15 protein-coding genes are annotated in these 19,492 nt (G+C 45.5%); 13 read left to right on the top strand and 2 right to left on the bottom strand.

Translation table 11 applies throughout. The features are described 5' to 3' along the window. Nucleotides 1–11: 11 nt before the first annotated feature. The 3 genes from tig (at nt 12) to AACH20_RS01110 (ending at nt 2,931) form a co-directional block, all read left to right on the top strand. The gene (gene tig / locus AACH20_RS01120) at nt 12–1,301 is read left to right on the top strand and encodes a trigger factor (protein ID WP_338503362.1); all 1,290 of its coding nucleotides are present in this window, start codon (nt 12–14) and stop codon (nt 1,299–1,301) included. Between the two features lie 7 nt (nt 1,302–1,308). Beyond that, the gene (locus AACH20_RS01115) at nt 1,309–1,902 is read left to right on the top strand and encodes an ATP-dependent Clp protease proteolytic subunit (RefSeq protein WP_129635252.1); all 594 of its coding nucleotides are present in this window, start codon (nt 1,309–1,311) and stop codon (nt 1,900–1,902) included. A 90-nt stretch (nt 1,903–1,992) separates the two neighbouring features. Then, nucleotides 1,993–2,931: a thymidylate synthase gene (locus AACH20_RS01110; RefSeq protein WP_338503359.1), complete on the top strand. Its 939-nt coding sequence runs from the start codon at nt 1,993–1,995 to the stop codon at nt 2,929–2,931. Nucleotides 2,932–2,965: 34 nt separating this feature from the next. Here the strand turns inward: AACH20_RS01110 and AACH20_RS01105 are convergent, their stop codons facing one another. Both AACH20_RS01105 and AACH20_RS01100 read right to left on the bottom strand, forming a co-directional pair. After that, nucleotides 2,966–3,220 (bottom strand): hypothetical protein, encoded by a 255-nt coding sequence (locus AACH20_RS01105; protein ID WP_338503357.1) that lies wholly within the window; start codon nt 3,218–3,220, stop codon nt 2,966–2,968. Between the two features lie 46 nt (nt 3,221–3,266). After that, the gene (locus AACH20_RS01100) at nt 3,267–3,761 is read right to left on the bottom strand and encodes a dihydrofolate reductase (RefSeq protein ID WP_338503354.1); all 495 of its coding nucleotides are present in this window, start codon (nt 3,759–3,761) and stop codon (nt 3,267–3,269) included. A 104-nt stretch (nt 3,762–3,865) separates the two neighbouring features. Here AACH20_RS01100 and AACH20_RS01095 point away from each other — a divergent pair, with 104 nt between their 5' ends. From AACH20_RS01095 to fusA, 10 genes are all read left to right on the top strand, one after another. Continuing rightward, complete coding sequence (locus AACH20_RS01095; protein ID WP_338503352.1) at nt 3,866–4,585, top strand: dCTP deaminase; 720 nt, start codon at nt 3,866–3,868, stop codon at nt 4,583–4,585. After that, entirely contained in the window at nt 4,585–5,028 is a 444-nt protein-coding gene (locus AACH20_RS01090) for an HIT family protein (RefSeq protein WP_338503350.1), read from the top strand. Before AACH20_RS01095 ends, AACH20_RS01090 begins: the two co-directional genes overlap by 1 nt. Then, entirely contained in the window at nt 4,983–5,675 is a 693-nt protein-coding gene (gene tmk / locus AACH20_RS01085) for a dTMP kinase (protein ID WP_338503348.1), read from the top strand. Before AACH20_RS01090 ends, tmk begins: the two co-directional genes overlap by 46 nt. 170 nt (nt 5,676–5,845) lie before the next feature. Then, the gene (locus AACH20_RS01080; RefSeq protein WP_338503346.1) at nt 5,846–9,187 is read left to right on the top strand and encodes a DNA-directed RNA polymerase subunit beta; all 3,342 of its coding nucleotides are present in this window, start codon (nt 5,846–5,848) and stop codon (nt 9,185–9,187) included. Between the two features lies 1 nt (nt 9,188). After that, complete coding sequence (gene rpoC / locus AACH20_RS01075; RefSeq protein WP_338503344.1) at nt 9,189–13,022, top strand: DNA-directed RNA polymerase subunit beta'; 3,834 nt, start codon at nt 9,189–9,191, stop codon at nt 13,020–13,022. A gap of 273 nt (nt 13,023–13,295) precedes the next feature. Beyond that, nucleotides 13,296–13,709 (top strand): 30S ribosomal protein S12, encoded by a 414-nt coding sequence (rpsL, locus tag AACH20_RS01070; RefSeq protein ID WP_129631024.1) that lies wholly within the window; start codon nt 13,296–13,298, stop codon nt 13,707–13,709. A 2-nt stretch (nt 13,710–13,711) separates the two neighbouring features. Then, nucleotides 13,712–14,191, top strand: coding sequence for a 30S ribosomal protein S7 (rpsG, locus tag AACH20_RS01065; protein ID WP_338503341.1), 480 nt, complete (start codon nt 13,712–13,714; stop codon nt 14,189–14,191). Between the two features lie 80 nt (nt 14,192–14,271). Then, nucleotides 14,272–14,766 (top strand): YajQ family cyclic di-GMP-binding protein, encoded by a 495-nt coding sequence (locus tag AACH20_RS01060; RefSeq protein ID WP_338503339.1) that lies wholly within the window; start codon nt 14,272–14,274, stop codon nt 14,764–14,766. A gap of 12 nt (nt 14,767–14,778) precedes the next feature. Further along, nucleotides 14,779–17,256, top strand: a complete 2,478-nt coding sequence (locus tag AACH20_RS01055; protein ID WP_338503337.1) for a trypsin-like peptidase domain-containing protein — start codon at nt 14,779–14,781, stop codon at nt 17,254–17,256. Between the two features lie 104 nt (nt 17,257–17,360). After that, the gene (gene fusA, locus AACH20_RS01050) at nt 17,361–19,451 is read left to right on the top strand and encodes an elongation factor G (protein ID WP_338503335.1); all 2,091 of its coding nucleotides are present in this window, start codon (nt 17,361–17,363) and stop codon (nt 19,449–19,451) included. Nucleotides 19,452–19,492: the final 41 nt, after the last annotated feature.

Raw genomic sequence — 19,492 nt, 5'->3', positions numbered from 1 at the left:
AATTAGTCTTTATGAAGACTACTGTAAAAAAACTATCAGATACTAAAGTTCAATTGACGATTTCTTTGGGTGCTAGCGAATTAGCTGACGCGGAGCAGGTTTCATTGACAAAGTTGGCGCGCGACATTAAAGTTCCAGGTTTCCGCAAAGGAAAAGTTCCCGCAAGCATAGCCGCTAAGCATGTTGATCCGAATGCGCTTCAGGAGCAGATTTTAGAGAATGCTTTGTCAAAGGCTGTAGCTGAGGCGTTTTTGCAGGAAAAATTGCAGGCTTTGGATCGACCAAGTGTTGAGGTGAAGAAGTTTGTACCGGGCGTCGAATTGGAATTTACGGCTGAAGTTGAGATCATTCCGCCGGTAAAATTGGGCGATTATAAAAAATTGACAGCGAAAAAAGAAGTAGCAAAGGTCGAAGATAAAGATGTTGACGAGGTTATTGATCGAATCCGTAAAAACTATTCTGAAAAATCAGAGGTCAAGCGTGCCGCTAAGCTCGGCGACGAGGCTGTGATTGACTTTACGGGAAAGAAAGACGGCGTGGCGTTTGACGGCGGTTCAGCTAAGGAATATGGCTTGAAGCTTGGCGAAGGTCAATTCATTCCGGGATTTGAAGAAGGTGTTGTTGGTCATAAGGCTGGTGAAGAGTTCGATTTGAAACTGAAATTCCCAGAGGATTATCACGCTGAGAATTTGGCAGGTCAAGACGTTGTGTTTACTGTGAAACTTCACAAGGTTAATGAATTGAAATTGCCAGAATTAAATGATGAATTTGCAGCAAAATGCGGTCCATTTACAGAGATGAAAGAAGTAAAAGAAGACATCAAGCGTGAACTTACCGCACAAAAAGAGCGCGAAGCTGACGAGAAGTTTAAGGACGCGTTGGTTGGTGAATTGACGGAAAAAAGTAAGGTTGCGCTGCCAGAACTTTTGGTTGAAGACCAATTGCGGTCAATTGAGCGTGATTTGACTCAGAATTTGATGTACAGCGGACTGAGTTTGGACAGCTATTTGAAGACTCAGGGCTTCAAGGATAAAGAGGAGTGGGTGAAGAAAGAGGCCCGTCCAGCGGCTGAAAAGCGTGTTAAGGTTGGTTTGGTATTGGCGGAATTGTCGAAGGAATTGAAGATTGACGCTTCTCGTGATGAAATTCAGAAACAAATTGACTTCTTCAAGCAACAATACGGCAAGGACAAGAAAATGCTGGAACAATTTGACAACCCAAATGTTCACCGCGATATTGCCAACCGAATGATTACAGATAAGACCGTTGCTAAATTGGTCGAATTAAACACGAAGAAATAGGGTAAATATGCCAAAATCATATCTCATTCCAACTGTCGTTGAAAAGTCGGCCGACGGCGAGCGTGCTTTTGATATCTATTCGAGATTGTTGAATGAGAGAATTATTTTCCTTGGCGAAGATGTTAACGAGCATACCGCTAACAGTGTAGTGGCGCAATTACTGCATTTGGCATATGTTGATCCGCAAGCTGATATATCTTTGTACATTAATAGTCCAGGCGGCAGCGTTTATGACGGAATGGCAATTTATGACACGATGAATTTTATTAAGCCCGATGTGGCGACGTATGGAATTGGTTTACAGGCAAGCATGGGCGCGTTTTTGCTCAGTTCTGGCGCTAAGGGGAAGAGGTTTTGTTTGCCGCATGCTAAGGTTATGATTCATCAGCCGTCTTCTGGAACGCATGGAAAAGTGACCGACATGGAAATTGACATGAAGGAAACTTTGGAAGTCAAAGAAATGCTAGCGAAGATTATGGCAAAAAACACCGGTCAGAAGTTGGCTAAGGTTAAATCCGACATGGAGCGTGACTATTGGATGACGCCGGATGAAGCTGTAAAGTACGGACTAATCGACAAAGTCTTGACTAAATTGTCGTAAAAAATGCGTGTTTGTTGTTAAAACTACTAGTGATTCTGCTTGTGGTTTTTGGAGGATATTGTCATAATTTGAAGTAGGCAAGGAGGATTTATGAGGCAATATTTAGACGCATTGAAATACGTTCGTGATAACGGTGTGCAAAAAGGCGATCGTACGGGAACGGGGACGACGGAAATTTTTGGCATTCAGACGCGATATAATTTGGCAGACGGATTTCCGGCTATGACCACTAAGAGGTTATATTTCAAAAGCGTCGCTCATGAGCTTCTTTGGTTTCTTAAAGGTACGGGCAATATTGAATATTTGGCACAAAACGGCGTTCATATCTGGGATGAGTGGCCATATAAAAATTACCTAGAAAAAACTGGTCAGAAAATACCAGAAATTAACGGCGACGAATGGCGCGCTGGAATGAAGGAATTTATTGATAAGATTGCGAATGATCGTGCATTTGCTGAAGAATGGGGAAATTTGGGTCCTGTTTATGGTGTTCAATGGCGAAAATGGCCGGATGGAAAAGGCGGAACTATTGACCAGATTCAGAACGCCATTGACATGATAAAGGCAAATCCAGAGTCGCGTCGGAATATCGTGAGCGCGTGGAATGCGGCGGAAATTGACGACATTGTCCAAGCCGGCGGGTTGCCTCCGTGTCATACGATGTTTCAATTTAACGTAAGACCTGGCAAGAATGGCGAGAAGGACAAGCTGGATTTGGCGCTGACGCAGCGTTCGGCGGATATGTTCCTCGGCGTGCCGTTTAATATCGCTAGCTATGCGCTGCTTCTATCTATGGTCGCCCAAGTTACCGACAAGCAGCCTGGTGAGTTTGTCCACACCTTGAATAGTGCGCATATTTACAATAATCACCGCGCGCAAGTTGACGAGCAATTATCGCGCCGTCCGCTGCCGCTACCGAAACTGTGGCTAAATCCAGACATCAAGAATATTGACGATTTCACGATTGATGATATTCGCCTGGAGGACTATGAATGCCATCCAGCGATAAAAGCGCCGATTGCGGTATAAGTTGATTATGCCTGCCGGCTGAAATGGCTATAATTTACTTTTTGCAGGAATTTTTCTCTGGCGGAAGTATATATTTGTTAGCTTCTGGATCATACAATAGGGTAGCAATCTTTCCTGCTATATACTTCACTCGTCCATCATCGCCGGGCGCTTTATTGAACAGCATGGCATCCTCTTTGAGTAGTCCGGTGGCTTCGTCAGGGTATCGTGCGCCTCTGAGTATTGCGTTCGTAGTGTATTCTGAGTTGTCTTCGGGGTTTAATATTTGTACACATGCTTCAGTATTCATGTGTTACATTATATAACAAATACCAAATACTGTCAACTTAAGAAGGTTATTTTCTTTTATACGTCACAAAATCAAAATCGTAACTATTTTCATTATCTACCGAATGATGTGCGCGACTTACTTCCTCCCACGCGTCCATATCTATCTCTGGGAAAAAAGTGTCAGCATTGGGAAATTCGGCGTCAATTTCCGTGGCGTAAATAGTGTCAATTTCTGGAATATCTAGCGCGTCTTTATAAACTTGCGAGCCGCCAATAATAAAAGTCGGATATCGCGATAAAGCCAGGGCGCTTCGTAAATTCATAGCCGTCAGGACTTTTTTGACGCCAGTTGGCTTGGATGAAATGACAATATTTTCTCTGTCTGGAAGTGGTCGCGAACCAATTGACTCAAACGTTTTTCTGCCCATAATGACATTGCTGTTTCTCGTCAAGCGCTTAAAATTCACCAAGTCGGCCGGCAAACTTCGCCCCCACGGCATATCGCCATTTTGTCCGATGGCGCGGTTTTTATCGTAAGCTACAATAATGGCTTTTTCCATAATCTCAGTTTAACATGCTGTAAAATTTACCGAAAGCTTGATAGAAATGCGTAAACTTGCCATAATAAGACTTGGTAGAAAAATCACGCAATGGGAGGTGTTTAGTGAGCGTGTACTCAAATAAAGATATATTAGCGGCGATTGAAGACGGGACAATTGTCTGTACGCCGTTCAACCCAACAAACGTATCGGAAGCCAGCTTAGATTTTACGCTAGGCTTTAATTTTTATAAGCAGGAATATGACGATATTTCGCGAGTTTATAATCCGTTTGATGAGTCTGATGTCAATCGATACTTCAAGGGTCCGCTTAAGGCTATGCCGCATGCCGAATGGTGCGAGCGGCACGGTTTTCGGGAATTTAAGAATATTCCGCCAGATCATCCGATTATCGTGCTGAAGCCTGGTGAGCGAATTTTGGCACATACGCACGAATTTGTTGGGATTCGGACGCATGGCGGCGCGGCTGAGGTGAAAAGTCGTAGTTCTTGGGGGCGAAACGGCGTGGCGGTGTGTTTTGATGCTGGCTGGGTTGATCCTGGGTATATCAATCGGATTACGCTTGAGATTTACAATTTGAATAAGCATGAGAGTGTAGTTTTGCCTGTCGGCGAACGTATTGGGCAATTGATTTTTCATCACACTGGTCAGGTTGACGGCGGATATGCTAGTGGACGCGACGGAATGAGTGGCAAATATCAGCACACTGACGATTTGGATGAATTGATAAAAACTTGGCGTCCAGAAATGATGTTGCCGCGGGCGTTTAAGGATCGTCGGCATAAACCGATGGAAATTCCGGGACTTAGAGAGGGGATTTTGTGATGATGACTGGCTCAATTTTCCGTTGGCGGACAAAAGAAAAAGAATATAAGAATCATAAGAAAAGTAATAGATCTGAAAGTTGCGACTTCTGTCAATTGGTAAAACAGCACACTAGTCAAGTCGTAGAAGAAACGCAGCATTGCCTAATCATTAAAAATCGATTTGGCTATGATTTTTGGGACGGCTGCGGCGTGGACGACCATTTGATGGTGATACCGAAACGACACGTCGATTCGTTGGCGAATTTGAGCGATGAGGAAAAAATTGACTATATGAATCAGGTTGCCAGGTTTGAATCTAGTGGCTATTCAATTTACGCTCGAGCCCAAGGCAGCAAAACCAAGTCGATGATACATCAGCATACTCACTTGATAAAAATTGATGGAAAAACGAAAAAATGGCTGGTATTTCTACGGAAGCCGCACATTGTGATTACGAGGTGATGATGGGCGACGCTGGAAAATATATAGTTATCGAGGGTAATGACGGTACAGGAAAGTCGACGCAGGTCGCGAAATTGGCGGAATACTTTCAGTCAATCGGGCGAACGGTTTGCGTGATTGAAGAGCCGGGAAGCGATGATCCGGAAAAATCAACTCCGATAGCAAATGAACTTCGAAAAGTGATTAAAAATGGCGATTTGGCTCGCTCTGCGGCGGTGAATGTGGCGCTATTTTCTGCGGCTCGGCGTGAATTATGGCGGGAAAAAATTCAGCCTGCGTTGGAACGTGGGGAAATTGTTTTGAGCGCGAGAAATTATATCTCAACGCTGGTTTATCAGGGGCGAGGTGAGGGATTTGATGAGTCGGAGATTCTGCGATTAACGAAGTTGTTTACTGACGAAAAATATCTGAAGCCAGACGTTATGGTTATTTTGAGTTTGAGTCGCGATAAGCGGGAAGAGCGAATTTCTATGCGCGGTGAGTTAAAAAATCCTGACACTTTTGAGTCGCGCGGGCAAGATTTTCAGAAAAAAGTCGACGATGGATATTTGGAGATTGCCGAGGCGTACGGAATTCCGGTAGTTTCGGCGGACGGGACAATTGACGAAGTTCACGATATGTTGATTGATAACATTGAAAAACACTAGTAAAACCCCTTGATTTTATTGACGTTTTTCGTCATAATGAGTAGTTATAGAAGTAGTGTATTCATGGCGGGTGAAAATTGCGAGTAGGCAAATCGTGATTTTGGGCTATGAATTAGAGATCTTCACGGCCGTCTATTAACCACTAATTAAAGCGAGGAGTGTTTACGCCTGTGGCAAAAAAACCAACCACAAGTAGCGATCGCGTCTATTTCACCTCTGGTGATAATGCCCTGCCGCTACCAAACTTAATCGCTCACCAAAAAGATTCTTGGCGCTGGTTCGTCGAAGAAGGTTTGAGTGAGATATTTTCAGAAATTAACCCAATTGACGACTACACTGGTCAGAAGTTGTCGTTAAAGTTCGGCAAATATTATTTTGGCGAGCCAAAAAACACTGACCAATTTGCCAAAGAAAACAACTTGACGTTTGAAGCGCCGCTACACGCAACAGTTGAATTGACAAACAAGACAACCGGCGTAGTTGAAGAGCAGGAAATTTACCTCGGTGAATATCCATGGATGACTGAGCGCGGTACATTCGTTATCAACGGTACGGAGCGTGTGGTCGTTAGCCAGTTGATTCGTTCTGCTGGTGTTTTCTTTACTGCTGAAACAGTAGCGGGACGTAATTACTACGGCGCGAAAATCATTCCAGGACGTGGAGCTTGGATGGAATTTGAGACGGCTTCTAACGGCGCAATTTACGTAAAGATTGACCGCCGCCGCAAGATGCCAGCAACGACTTTGTTGCGCGCTTTGGGCTATCCAAAGACTAGCGAAATTAAGGAATTGTTCGCTGATATTGATACTGGCGACGTAAAATACATTGACGAAACTTTGGACAAGGATACTTCTCGTGGTGCGAACGAGGCGTTGATTGAGGTTTATCGTCGATTGCGTCCAGGCGACTTGGCAACGGTTGATAACGCTCGTCAGATGATTGAGCGAATGTTCTTTGACTTCAAGCGGTTCGATTATTCGCGGGTTGGTCGTTATAAATTGAACCAACGCTTGGGTCTGGATGTTGCAAATACAGCAGAAAATCGTACGTTACAGATGAGCGATTTGGTGGCGATTTTGCGTGAAGTTATTCGCTTGAACAATACACAAGAGCCAGCTGATGACATTGACGCATTGAGCAACCGCCGAGTTCGCTTGGTTGGTGAATTGATTGCTCGACAATTCCGCGTTGGTATGCTTCGAATGCAGCGCAACGCGATGGATCGTATGAGCGTGGCTGATTTGGAAAGCGTTAGCCCAAGCCAATTGATTAATGCTCGTCCGATTGTTGCTGCGGTTCGTGAATTCTTTACTTCAAGCCAGTTGTCGCAACTACTTGACGAAGTTAACCCGTTGTCAGAATTGAGCCACAAGCGACGCTTGAGCTCGACTGGTCCTGGCGGTTTGACACGTGAGCGCGCTGGATTTGAGGTTCGCGACGCCCACCCAACTCACTATGGTCGTATTTGTTCAGTGGAAACGCCAGAAGGTGCGAATATCGGTCTGGTGTTGAACTTGGCGGCTTATGCGCGTGTTAATGAATACGGATTTATTGAGACTCCTTATCTTCGTGTTAAAGATGGTAAAGTGACTGACGAACTTGTTTATTTGGATGCTTCGCAAGAAATTGGTGAGGTTATCGCTGATGCTGGTGAGGCTCTTAACGAAGACGGAACTTTCCGAGATGAGCGCGTTAATGCTCGAAGTAACATGCAGCCATCACAAGTTGATGCTAGCCAAGTTACATTCATGGATGCAGCCCACCGTCAGATTCTAGGTTCGACTGCGGCGCTGGTGCCATTTATTGAAAAGACTCGTGTCGACCGTGCTTTGACTGGTTCAAACATGCAACGTCAGGCTGTTCCTCTATTGTGCCCAGAATCTGCAACTGTTGGTACTGGAATTGAGAAGGCTGTGGCTGAGAATAGTGGTCACTTGATTCAAGCTAGCGCCGACGGCGAAGTCGTTCGCGCTGATGCTGATGAAGTTCACGTCAAATATGCTGACGGCGTAAAGATTTATACGTTGAAGCATTTCGTAAAGAATAATGACGATCGTTGTTATAACCAAAAAGTTCGCGTCGAGCGTGGCGACAAGGTTAAGAAGGGCGATATCCTGATTGAAGGCGCCTCAATTGCTAGCGGTGAAATTGCCCTAGGTAAGAACCTGTTGGTTGCCTTTATGCCATGGGGCGGCTACAACATGGAAGACGCGATTATTATGAGTCGTCGTTTGGTTGAAGATGATCGATTGACAAGCATTAACATTAAAGATTACACCGTTGAGGTTCGCGAGACGAAGCTTGGTCCAGAGATTGTGACACGCGATATTCCAAACGTTTCCGAGGAAAGTTTGCGTCATTTGGACGAGAACGGAATTGTTCAAATTGGTTCAGAGGTTAAGGCCGGCGATGTTTTGGTTGGTAAGATTACACCAAAGGGCGAGCAGGAATTGAGCTCTGAGGAACGCTTGCTTCGCGCAATCTTCGGTGAAAAAGCTAAGGACGTTCGCGATACATCACAGCGAATGAACAACGCGGGCGGCGGTAAAGTCGTTGGCGTTAAGATCTTTAGTCGTGAAAATGGTCACGAATTGAAGGCTGGCGTTTTGATGCAAATTCAGATCTTCGTTGCGCAATTGCGAAAGATTGGCGTTGGTGACAAGATGGCTGGACGCTTCGGTAACAAGGGTGTTGTGGCGAAAGTTCTTCCTGTTGAAGATATGCCATTCCTAGAAGACGGTACGCCAGTTGACGTAGTTTTGAACCCACTTGGTGTGCCAAGCCGCATGAACCTTGGTCAGATTTTTGAAACTCACCTTGGTATGGCGGCACGAGCATTGGGTTACCGCGTAGCAACTCCGTCATTTAACGGTGTTCCAAGCGAGAAGATTTCTGATGAGCTAGAAAAAGCTGGTTTGGCGCGTGACGGCAAGAGTCAATTGTTTGACGGTCGCACCGGTGAACCATTTGAGGAGCGAACAACAGTTGGTGTAATGCACATGATTAAGTTGCACCACATGGTTTCTGACAAGATTCACGCTCGTTCAACTGGTCCATACACGATGGTTACTCAGCAGCCACTTGGTGGTAAAGCACAAAACGGTGGTCAGCGATTCGGTGAGATGGAGGTTTGGGCATTGGAGGCTTACGGTGCTGCTGCAACCTTGCAGGAAATGTTGACAATTAAGTCCGACGACGTTTACGGTCGTGCAAAGGCTTACGAGTCAATTATTAAAGACGAGCCGATTGTTGGTCCAAAACTTCCAGAGTCCTTCAACGTGTTGGTTAAGGAGCTTCAAGGTTTGGGTCTTCGAGTTGATTTGGTTGACGATGAGGCTGCAGTTGACGCTGAGCATGTTATCGCTTCAAGTGGTCCAGAAGACAAAACCGTTGCCGCTGACAATGAGGAAGAAGAAACATACTTGGACGAATCAGATGACATCGGTGAAATTGACGATGGCATGAGCGTGCAAGATATTGATGAAGTAGAAGAAATAAAGGAGGACGCGTAAGATGGCAAATTCTGCATTTAACGCAACGGGCATCAGCGATTTTGACGCGGTTCGTTTGGCGGTAGCTAGCCCAGAAGACATTCTGAAATGGAGCTACGGCGAAGTTTTGAAGCCAGAGACAATTAACTATCGCACACAAAAGCCAGAACGCGACGGATTGTTCTGTGAGCGAATCTTTGGTCCAGTTAAGGACATCAATCCACACGACTCAAAGCTTAAGGGTGTACGTTCACGCGAAGCTGCTGTCGATAAGAATGGCGAATTAGTCACTAAGTCAATCGTTCGTCGTGAGCGAATGGGCCACATTCAATTGGCAGTTCCTGTAGCGCACATTTGGTTTATGCGTGGTACTCCAAGCGCAATGAGCCAGTTACTTGGTATGACGGTTCGCAATATTGAGAAGATCGTTTACTTTGCAACTTACGTCATCTTAAACGTTGATGAAGCAACTCGTGATCAATATTTGGCAGATTTGGAAGCGGAAACTGATTTGGCTCGCAAGGCTATCAAAATCCGCTACGAAAAAATGGCTGAAGAAGATGGTGCTGATGTTAAGCAACTAGCTAAAGAGCAGAGCCGTGAAGTCGAGGAATTGGAAGAATCTTACGTTGGTAAGAAATCTCAATTGGAGAGCTTGAATTTCGGCGCTTTGATCTCAGAGAGCGAATATCGCAACTTGCCAGAAGAATATGACGAATTGATTGAAGTTGGCATGGGTGCCAGCGCAGTCAAAGAACTCTTGGACAAGATTGAGTTGCCAAAGCTTATCGCTGAATTGACTGAAGAAGTTGAAACTGCAAAAGGTCAGCGACAGAAGAAGTTGCTAAAGCGCTTGAAGATGCTCGAGAGTATGGAATCTGCTGGCATTAAGCCGTCGAGCCTATGTATGACCGTTCTGCCAGTGATTCCTCCAGATCTTCGTCCAATGGTGGCGTTGTCTGGTGGTCGATTTGCGACATCTGACTTGAATGATTTGTATCGCCGAATTATCAACCGAAACAATCGCTTGAAGAAGTTGATTGAGCTTAACGCGCCAGAAGTTATTCAGCGCAATGAAAAGCGCATGCTTCAGGAAGCTGTTGATGCTTTGATTGACAATTCAGCATCTCGCGGTCGTGCAGTTAGCTCGACTGGCGGTCGCCGCAGTTTGAAGAGCTTGAGCGATATGCTAAAGGGTAAGCAGGGTCGCTTCCGCCAGAACCTTCTTGGTAAGCGTGTTGACTATTCTGGTCGCTCGGTTATCGTGGTTGGTCCAAAATTGAAGATTAACCAATGTGGTTTGCCAAAGCAAATGGCGCTGGAATTGTTCAAGCCGTTCGTGATTAGCTGGTTAATTAAGAACGAATTTGCGCACAATATTCGCTCGGCTTCACGCCTAATTGAAGCTGGTGAAGCGGTAGTTTGGGACGCGCTGGATTCAGCAATTGAAGGCAAGTACGTGTTGCTTAACCGCGCACCAAGTTTGCACCGTTTGTCAATTCAAGCCTTCCAGCCAGTTTTGGTTGAGGGAAAAGCTATTCAGTTGCACCCGCTAGTTTGTGCCGGATTTAACGCCGACTTCGACGGTGACCAGATGGCTGTTCACTTGCCGCTATCAAAAGAGGCTCAGGCTGAAGCTCGTGAATTGATGAGTGCAACTGCCAACTTGTTGAAGCCTGCTGATGGTGCGCCAGTGTTGCACATTTCTCAGGACATTGTGCTTGGTAACTATTACTTGACTTACGATAAGCCGCAAGCTCAGACTGATAAGGTTAAAACTTACAGCTCTGTTTACGAAGCAGAAATGGCTTACGACAATGGCGTAATTCAATTGCAAACCCCAATTCGTATCTTTGCGAAAGGTAAAATGCGTGAAACAACTTTGGGTCGCGTCTTCTTCAATGAGATTCTGCCTGAAGATTTCCCATACGACAACAACGTCCAGACTAAGAAGCAGCTTAAGAAAGTGCTGGCGCAAATCTTTAACAAGTACGGCGCCGAGGAAACTGCTAAGATTGCTGACCGTATGAAGGGTCAAGCTTTCCGCTTTGCTACGGTTGCGGCTGTGTCGACCGGTATGACCGACTACGTCCACTTCGAGGAAATCCCTCAGTTTGTGGCTGAAGGTGATGCTAAGGCGGCTTTGATTTCTGAGCAATTCGACCAAGGTTTGATTACTGAGGAAGAGCGATACAACTTGACGGTTAGCGCATGGCGAAACGTCGACAATAAGATTACGGCATTCCTGAAAGACCAATTGGCGCATATGGACACCAGTATTTCTATGATGGTCAACTCTGGTGCTCGTGGTGATATTTCCAACGTGAAGTTGGCGAGCGCGATGATTGGTGTTCAGATGGACGCAACCAACCATGAGATTGAGCTTCCAATCCGCAGCTCTTACACGGGCGGTTTGTCTAGCCTTGAGGCCTTTATCGCAACCCGTGGTGCGCGCAAGGGTCTTATTGACACGGCTCTTAAGACTGCCGACTCGGGTTACTTGACTCGTCGTTTGGTTGACGTTGCACAAGACGTCTTTACCGTTGAAGATACTGATGGCGACGATGAAGGTTACGCAATTTACCGATCAGAAACCGAAGAGACGATGATTGACTTCTCAAACCGTTTGGCTGGTCGTTATGCTGCTGAAACAATTCCAGGTCACGTCAATAAGAACGAATTGATCACGCGTGAAATCGCAGATTCAATTGATGACGACGAAAGCATTGAAAGCGTTAAGATTCAGTCCGTATTATCAACAAATAACCTTAACGGCATTCCGCAGCGAAGTTACGGTATTGATATGTCGACTGGTAAATTGGTTGGCAATCATCAGCCAGTTGGCGTTATCGCCGCTCAGTCAGTCGGTGAGCCGGGTACTCAGTTGACGCTTCGTACCTTCCACAACTCTGGTGTTGCTGGTGGTGACATTACCCAAGGTCTTCCTCGTGTTGAAGAGTTGTTTGAAGCGCGCACACCAAAGGGTCAAGCATTCATTACGGAAGTTGCTGGTTTGGTTGACGTTTGGGAAGATGGCAAGAAATATATCGTTCAAATTACACCAGAATCTGGCAAGGTTGAGCGATTGCCATTAGAGGGACGAACTGTTGTGGTTAAGGCTGGCTCAAGCGTCAAGGCTGGCGACGTCTTAGCAACTGGCGAGAGCGACACTCGACCTTTGATTGCGCCATTTGACGGTGTGATTGAGTCGGCTGAGGATACTTTGGTGATCGCGGCAGAGGCTGCTTCGCCAACTCGCTACGAAATCCCAGGCAATATGCAGTTGGTCGTTAAGGCAAACGATGTTGTTGAAGCTGGCGATCGATTGACGGCTGGATCATTGAACTTGCACGATTTGATGCGACTTAAGGGTGTTGAGGCAACTCAGCGCTACATCATCAACGAAGTTCTGCGAATCTACGCTGCTCAGGGTCAGGACGTGGCTGACAAGCACTTGGAGATTATTGTTCGACAGATGTTTAGTCGCGTGCAAATCGAAGATGCTGGTGATAGCGAATTCGTGACTGGCGACATCGTTTCTAAGGCCGCTGTGGTTAATGCAAATAAGCAATTGGCTGCTGAAGGTAAGAACTTGATTAGCTACACTCAATTGCTACTCGGTATCACGAAGGTGTCAATCTGGAGTGATTCATGGCTATCAGCCGCATCCTTCCAAGACACTACTCGCGTCTTGATCAATGCTGCTGTATCTGGTCGAGCCGACCACTTGCACGGTTTGAAGGAAAACGTCATCATCGGCCGCAAGATTCCAGTAGGAACTGGCGCTGTCGAAGAAGATGAAGAATTCGAAACACCGGGTGAAGACGAACTTGCTGAAGAAGAATTCGTCGCTTAATAAGTAGGCTTCGCAACTACAGAAACCGCCTCAATTCCGGGGCGGTTTTCTATTAAATTTTAGTGACATCTATTATTTTTATATTTTGGGTAGATATTTGACGTCAAGTGTGTTATAATTCTTCTCAGAGTTTCCTCTTTTCGGAGTGCGCGGTGTTTTGAATGTGTACAGATCGCAATCTCGGCGGAAAAGGTATAGACACGGAGAGGAGTTGCTGAATCCAAACCGTAAGGCAAATTGCCATAATTAGTTAATCAACCAAGGAGAAATTGGATGCCAACAATCAACCAATTGGTGCGCAAACCGCGCCAAACGGCTAAGAAAAAGTCCAAGTCGCCAGCACTAGGTCGTATTCATAACGCCCTAAAAACACGTTATTACGACCAGAATGCACCGCTTAAGCGTGGTGTTTGTGTGCGTGTGACGACTAAGACGCCAAAGAAACCAAACTCAGCTTTGCGTAAAGTTGCTCGTGTTAAGTTGAACAATGGCTATGAAGTTTGGGCGTACATCGGTGGTGAAGGTCACAACTTGCAGGAGCACGCTGTGGTCTTGATCCGCGGTGGTCGTGTGCCTGACCTTCCTGGTGTGCGTTATCACATCGTACGTGGTGCACTTGACCTTCAGGGTGTTAACAACCGTAAGAAGGGTCGCTCTAAGTACGGTACAAAGAAAGGGGATAAATAATCATGCCTCGTAAAGTTACCAAGAAGTTGCAACGTGAACTTAAACCTGATCGCCGATATCAAAGCGTACTAGTTCAGCGTTTGATCAACAAGTCAATGCTAGACGGTAAAAAGTTGGCGGCTGAACGCGCTGTCTACACAGCTCTAGAAACTGCTGCTAAGAAATTGGATTCTGAAGATCCATTGGCAGTGTTTGAAAAAGCATTGAAGAACGTTAGCCCAAGCTTTGAGGTTAAATCTCGTCGCGTTGGTGGTGCTAACTACCAGATTCCATTCCCAGTTCAGGGGCATCGTCAATTGCACTATGCGTTCAGTTGGTTAGTTCAATCAGCTCGCGCTCGCAGTGGAATGCCATATTCACAGCGATTGGCGTTGGAAATCGTTGACGCTTACAATGAAGCTGGTGCTGCCTTTAAGAAGAAGGAAGACACTCATAAGATGGCTGAAGCTAACCGCGCCTTTGCGCACTTTGCTCGTGGCTAATTATTGCTTGAAAGCAAAATCAGGAAATCGCTCTAAACGGGGCGATTTTTTGATATAATAGAAAAAATTAGGAGGGAGAAATGGCGAGTTTTTCGTTTGATATTGTGTCAGAAATTGACAAGGCTGAGATGAATAATGTTTTCATGCAGGCTGAAAAAGAAATCCAAGGGCGTTATGATTTTAAGGGGACGAGCGCGGCAATTGATTGGCTGGATGATAAAAAGGGTCTGAAAATTACCGGCGACAATGATTGGCAAGTTGATGCTGTTCTGGATATCGTGCGCAAGAAATTGGCGGGGCGTGGTCAGTCGAGCAAAGTTCTGGATTTGTCAAAAGAGAAAGTTGTTTCGAACCTGAAGACTACTTGGGAGATTACGTTCAAGCAAGGCCTTGATCAGCCGATGGCGAAGCAGATTGCCGCTGATATTCGCGCTAATGCGCCGAAAGCTAAGCCGCAAATTCAGGGCGACCTCGTTCGTGTTACTTCTGCGTCGAAGGATGAACTGCAAAAAGTCATTAGTTTATTACGAGAAAGTGATTATGATACACCTCTGCAGTTTGTAAATTATCGTTAGGGTTGGAGCGGTATGAACCATAAGTCAATGAAGAAATTAAAAATTGCAGCCATCGTTCTGGGTGTAGTTTTCTTGATCTCTGTTATAGTTGGGCTGATTGTCGTTAATAATAACCGCTCTTCCGGAGTTAGTAAAACCGCAAAAAAGAAGATCCAGAAGATTTTTGCCGAAGAAGATGCTAAGAACTCGCAGAAGGTCGTTTCCAAATATGGCTATTCGATTCGGTACGATAAGAGTATTTTTACTGGCGAAGGTCACGTTTTAAATAAAGACTCTAATGAAAAACAGTATAGCGCCACTACGTATGCCGATGATGAATTGAAAGAAAGCCGCGCTTATGCGATTTTGCGATTGCATTTTAGGAAAGGTTCAGAAAAGCCGAAGGAGGAAGAAGAGAACTTCTCGTTTAGGAAGATTATGCCAGACTTCTCAATCATAACTTCGCGCAAAAAAGCTTATTTTGATCGCTCAACGATGCCCGAGGAATACAAGGACACGAAGAAATATTCAGATTTGGATTTAATGCTTCAGGGCGATATCAACAAGCAGAAAAAGGATAATCCGAACTTAAAATATCACACTAGCGACGCGACGATTTCTGGGAAGAAGTTTAAGAAGATGGTCGTCGATTACGGAAGCACTATTGATGGCAAGTGGCAGAAAACTGGTGAAAAAATAACTTATTTAACGATTCAGAACGGCAGACCTTACTGGATGACGATTTTTGCATTGAGTAAAAATTCGTACACGCAGCCATATATTGACCAGCTGGAGGCGCTGGTTGCTAAGGTTACTTTCCAGAATCCAGACAGTAGCTACTTGGTTAGGGCTGATGGCAACAATGAGGCGCAAGTGGCTTCCGCTACGATAGCTAAGACCGAAACTAAGGCGGAAAATTTCTCAGAAGATAAGGACACTACGAATACCTTGGATGAACTAGACGAAGATTCTGTTATTAAAGTGGTGGCAAGGAATCAAATTGCTACGGTCCGTGTAGGGACATATCGTTGTGCGGATATGATCTATACGGCACAGAACGGTGCTAGTATGCAGCTGAATGGTTTGTGTACGGGCGGAATTGGTAGTGGATCGATTGTTTCTGATGACGGCTACATTGCTACAAACGGGCATGTTACTGAAGTTTCTAATCAGAGTATGATCATGGGTCTCAACACGCAAGAAAACATGAATAAATATATAAAGTTTGTGGTAGATGCGGGCTATGTGACTCGAGAGACGCTTCGGGATTTGGCAAATAAGGCTAACGGCGGCGATCAGAGTGCGCAAGCGGCAATTCTCGGTCTTATCAACCAAGTTCCTGCCGATAATATACGTTCGCAAAACGATCGATACGATTATGTCATTCAGACCTCAAGCGAACCTATTGCGCGCGAAGATGACGGTTCGGGCAATCTTAAGTGGAAAAAGACGAAGACTAATATTCCAGCTAAGAAAATTGACGCGGAAGTTGATTTGAAGGGTCGTGGCATGGACCTGAATAGCGACAAAAGTGATGTGGCGATTCTGAAGGTCGAAGGGCGATTTCCGGCGGTAGAATTGGGCGATAGATCTAGGATTTCTAGAGGTGATCGGGTGACGGCGATTGGTTATCCAGCAATTGTCGATGACGGTGTAAATACGAAGAAGAGTAAGACTGTGCCAACCGTTACTCAGGGGAATGTTTCTGGTTCGGGCAGTGACGCGGGCGGACATAAGCTATTTTCAATGAGCGCGCAAATTGCGGCAGGCAACAGTGGCGGTCCAGCGTTTGATGACGATGGTAAGCAGATTGGACTAAACACCTACGGCGGTTCATCCTGTGCGGATAGGAGCGAGCGCAACAATTCTTGTTTTGGAGAGGGAATATTTCGTGATATCGCCGATCTGAAGACTATGGCGAAGAAAAATAATGTTGCGTTATCGGCAAACGGCGAATTGACTAAGCTCTGGAAAGATGGCTTGGAGAGTTTTTCTCAAGGTAAATATTCTCAGGCAAAAGCTAAATTTGAACAATTGGATAAAAAATATCCCGACAATTATTTGGTGGCGAAGATGATCGAAGTTTCATCCAATACTCCAGATGATTCTACGGAAAGCGAGACATCTAGCGCAGAAGCTGGAACGAGTGAATCAGAAAATAACACTACAGTTATAATCGTGGTTGTGGCGATTCTTTCAACGGGAGCATTATTCTTAACAGTGTCAATTATCGCAATTGCTGTTTCTGTCAGTAATCGCCGAAATATGAATGCCTATCCATATCCTGTCGCTGGACAATTCCCGCAGCAGTCTCAGTATCCACAGCAGCCATATCAACAACCAACTCCGCCGCAACAACAATATTCGCAGCAGAACTACTATCCACAGCAACCTGGTCAATATCCGCCAACATACGCGCAGCCGCCTATGCAACAGTCTCCATCTAACTATCAGCCTGCGGCGCCAGCTCAGAACGACAACGAGTCTAAAAATCCTCCGACTCAGAGCTAGTCAAAAACATAGATAACTGATATAATAAAACGCAAGAGTAGTTTTTTGGTGCCAAAAAATTGACCAAAAATCTCGGCAAATTAACGTAATATAAAGGAAAATTTATGGCAGAGACGCATGTTCCGCTAAAGAATTTTAGAAATATTGGTATTATTGCCCATATTGACGCCGGTAAAACGACGACAACTGAGGGTATTTTGTACCGCACTGGCTTGACACATAAGATCGGTGTGGTTCGTGGTGAAGGTGACGGTGCTACCACCGACTGGATGGCACAGGAGAAAGAGCGTGGTATTACTATTACGTCAGCTGCTGTGACTTGTTTCTGGAAAGATCACAAGATTAACATCATCGACACTCCAGGGCACATCGACTTTACTGCTGAGGTTGAGCGTAGTTTGCGTGTGCTTGACGGTGCAGTTACGGTCTTTGACGGTAAGATGGGTGTTGAGGCTCAGTCTGAAACCGTTTGGCGCCAGGCCAATAAGTACGGCGTGCCACGTATTTGTTTCGTTAACAAGATTAATCAGACTGGTGGCGACTTCTACAAGTCTCTAGAATCAATTCACAACCGCTTGAGTAAGCAAGCTTTCCCAGTTCACTTGCCAATTGGTTTTGAAAAGACTATCCACGGTGTTGTCGACTTGATTGACATGAAGGCTTACACCTACGACGACTACACAGATCACGAGTTGAAGGTTGGTGAGATTCCAGCTGACATGCTTGAAAAAGCTAAGAACGCACGTTCTCTGTTGGTTGAAAACGCTGTTGAGGCTGATGACGAATTGATGATGAAGTTCTTGGATCAAGGCGAAGAAGCTATTACCGTTGACGAGCTAAAGATGGCTCTACGTAAGCGCGTTTTGGCTGGTGACTTTTACCTAGTCACTGGTGGTGACGGTCGCGGTGTGATCGTTGAGAAGTTGCTTGACTTGATGGTTGACTTTTTGCCAAGTCCGCTAGACGTTGATGAAATTTGGGGCAAGAATCCAAAGACCGGTGACGAAGTTAGCCGCAAGCCGTCAGATAAAGAGCCTTTGTCTGCTTTGGCGTTTAAGATTGCTACCGACCCATTTGTTGGTAAATTGATCTTCGTTCGTGTCTATTCTGGTGTTCTGAACTCAGGAAGCTACGTACTTAACACGACAACTGGCGAGAAAGAGCGAATTGGACGAATCGTTCGTATGTTTGCTGACAAGCGTGAAGAAATTAGCAAGGTTGAAGCTGGTGACATCGCTGCTGTGGTTGGTCTGAAATCTACCGCAACTGGTAACACGTTGTCTGACGTGGCGCATCCAATTACTCTTGAATCAATTGAATTTCCAGAGCCACCTGTATCAATCGCGGTTGAGCCAAAGTCAAAGGCTGACCAGGAAAAAATGGCGTTGGCATTGCAGCGCTTGGCTGAAGAAGACCCAACTTTCCGAATTCATACTGACGAAGAAACAGGTCAGACGATTATGTCAGGAATGGGTGAATTGCAACTAGATATTCTTATTGACCGTATGAAGCGCGAATTTAAGGTTGAAGCCAATATTGGTGAACCTCAGGTTGCCTTCCGCGAAAGTATCAAGGGTCGCTCTGAAGTTCAAGGTAAGCACGCCAAGCAGTCTGGTGGTCGCGGTCAATATGGTGACGTTTGGGTTCGCTTTGAGCCAAATGAGACTGGTAAGGGCTTTGAATTCGTTGATGAAATTAAGGGTGGTGTGGTTCCTCAGGAATATCGCCCAGCCGTAATGAAGGGTATTCGCGAAACATTGGAAGGCGGTGTTATTGCTGGCTATCCAGTTGTTGACGTTAAGGCTACACTTTACGATGGTTCATACCACGATGTCGACTCCTCAGAATTGGCGTTCTCATTGGCAGGTTCGATAGCTGCTCGTGAAGGTATTAAGCAGGCTAACCCAATCTTGCTTGAGCCAGTTATGAAGGTTGAAGTTACTACACCAGAAGACTTCATGGGTGACATCATCGGCGACCTTAACTCACGTCGCGGACGTATCGACGCTATGGAAGACTTGATGGGTGGCGCTAAGTTGATTAAGGCGTTTGTGCCATTAGCAAATATGTTCGGCTACACATCGGACATTCGCTCAATGTCTCAGGGTCGCGCCGCTTCAACGATGGAATTAGCTCAATACGAGGAAGTTCCACCAAACGTTGCGCAAGAGATTATCGAAAAGCGAAATAAATAATCTCTACCTCATAAAAAATCCTCGGAGCGAATCCGGGGATT

The organism is Candidatus Minimicrobia sp. QA0096 (assembly GCF_963967315.1).
Taxonomy (GTDB): domain Bacteria; phylum Patescibacteriota; class Saccharimonadia; order Saccharimonadales; family Saccharimonadaceae; genus Nanosynbacter.
This window is presented reverse-complemented; position numbering and strand designations above follow the sequence as displayed.

Coding starts and splice junctions, on each gene's coding strand:
- tig (WP_338503362.1), top strand. CDS start 12: ATGAAGACTACTGTAAAAAAACTATCAGATACTAAAGTTCAATTGACG.
- AACH20_RS01115 (WP_129635252.1), top strand. CDS start 1,309: ATGCCAAAATCATATCTCATTCCAACTGTCGTTGAAAAGTCGGCCGAC.
- AACH20_RS01110 (WP_338503359.1), top strand. CDS start 1,993: ATGAGGCAATATTTAGACGCATTGAAATACGTTCGTGATAACGGTGTG.
- AACH20_RS01105 (WP_338503357.1), bottom strand. CDS start 3,220: ATGAATACTGAAGCATGTGTACAAATATTAAACCCCGAAGACAACTCA.
- AACH20_RS01100 (WP_338503354.1), bottom strand. CDS start 3,761: ATGGAAAAAGCCATTATTGTAGCTTACGATAAAAACCGCGCCATCGGA.
- AACH20_RS01090 (WP_338503350.1), top strand. CDS start 4,585: ATGATGACTGGCTCAATTTTCCGTTGGCGGACAAAAGAAAAAGAATAT.
- tmk (WP_338503348.1), top strand. CDS start 4,983: ATGGCTGGTATTTCTACGGAAGCCGCACATTGTGATTACGAGGTGATG.
- rpoC (WP_338503344.1), top strand. CDS start 9,189: ATGGCAAATTCTGCATTTAACGCAACGGGCATCAGCGATTTTGACGCG.
- rpsL (WP_129631024.1), top strand. CDS start 13,296: ATGCCAACAATCAACCAATTGGTGCGCAAACCGCGCCAAACGGCTAAG.
- rpsG (WP_338503341.1), top strand. CDS start 13,712: ATGCCTCGTAAAGTTACCAAGAAGTTGCAACGTGAACTTAAACCTGAT.
- AACH20_RS01060 (WP_338503339.1), top strand. CDS start 14,272: ATGGCGAGTTTTTCGTTTGATATTGTGTCAGAAATTGACAAGGCTGAG.
- AACH20_RS01055 (WP_338503337.1), top strand. CDS start 14,779: ATGAACCATAAGTCAATGAAGAAATTAAAAATTGCAGCCATCGTTCTG.
- fusA (WP_338503335.1), top strand. CDS start 17,361: ATGGCAGAGACGCATGTTCCGCTAAAGAATTTTAGAAATATTGGTATT.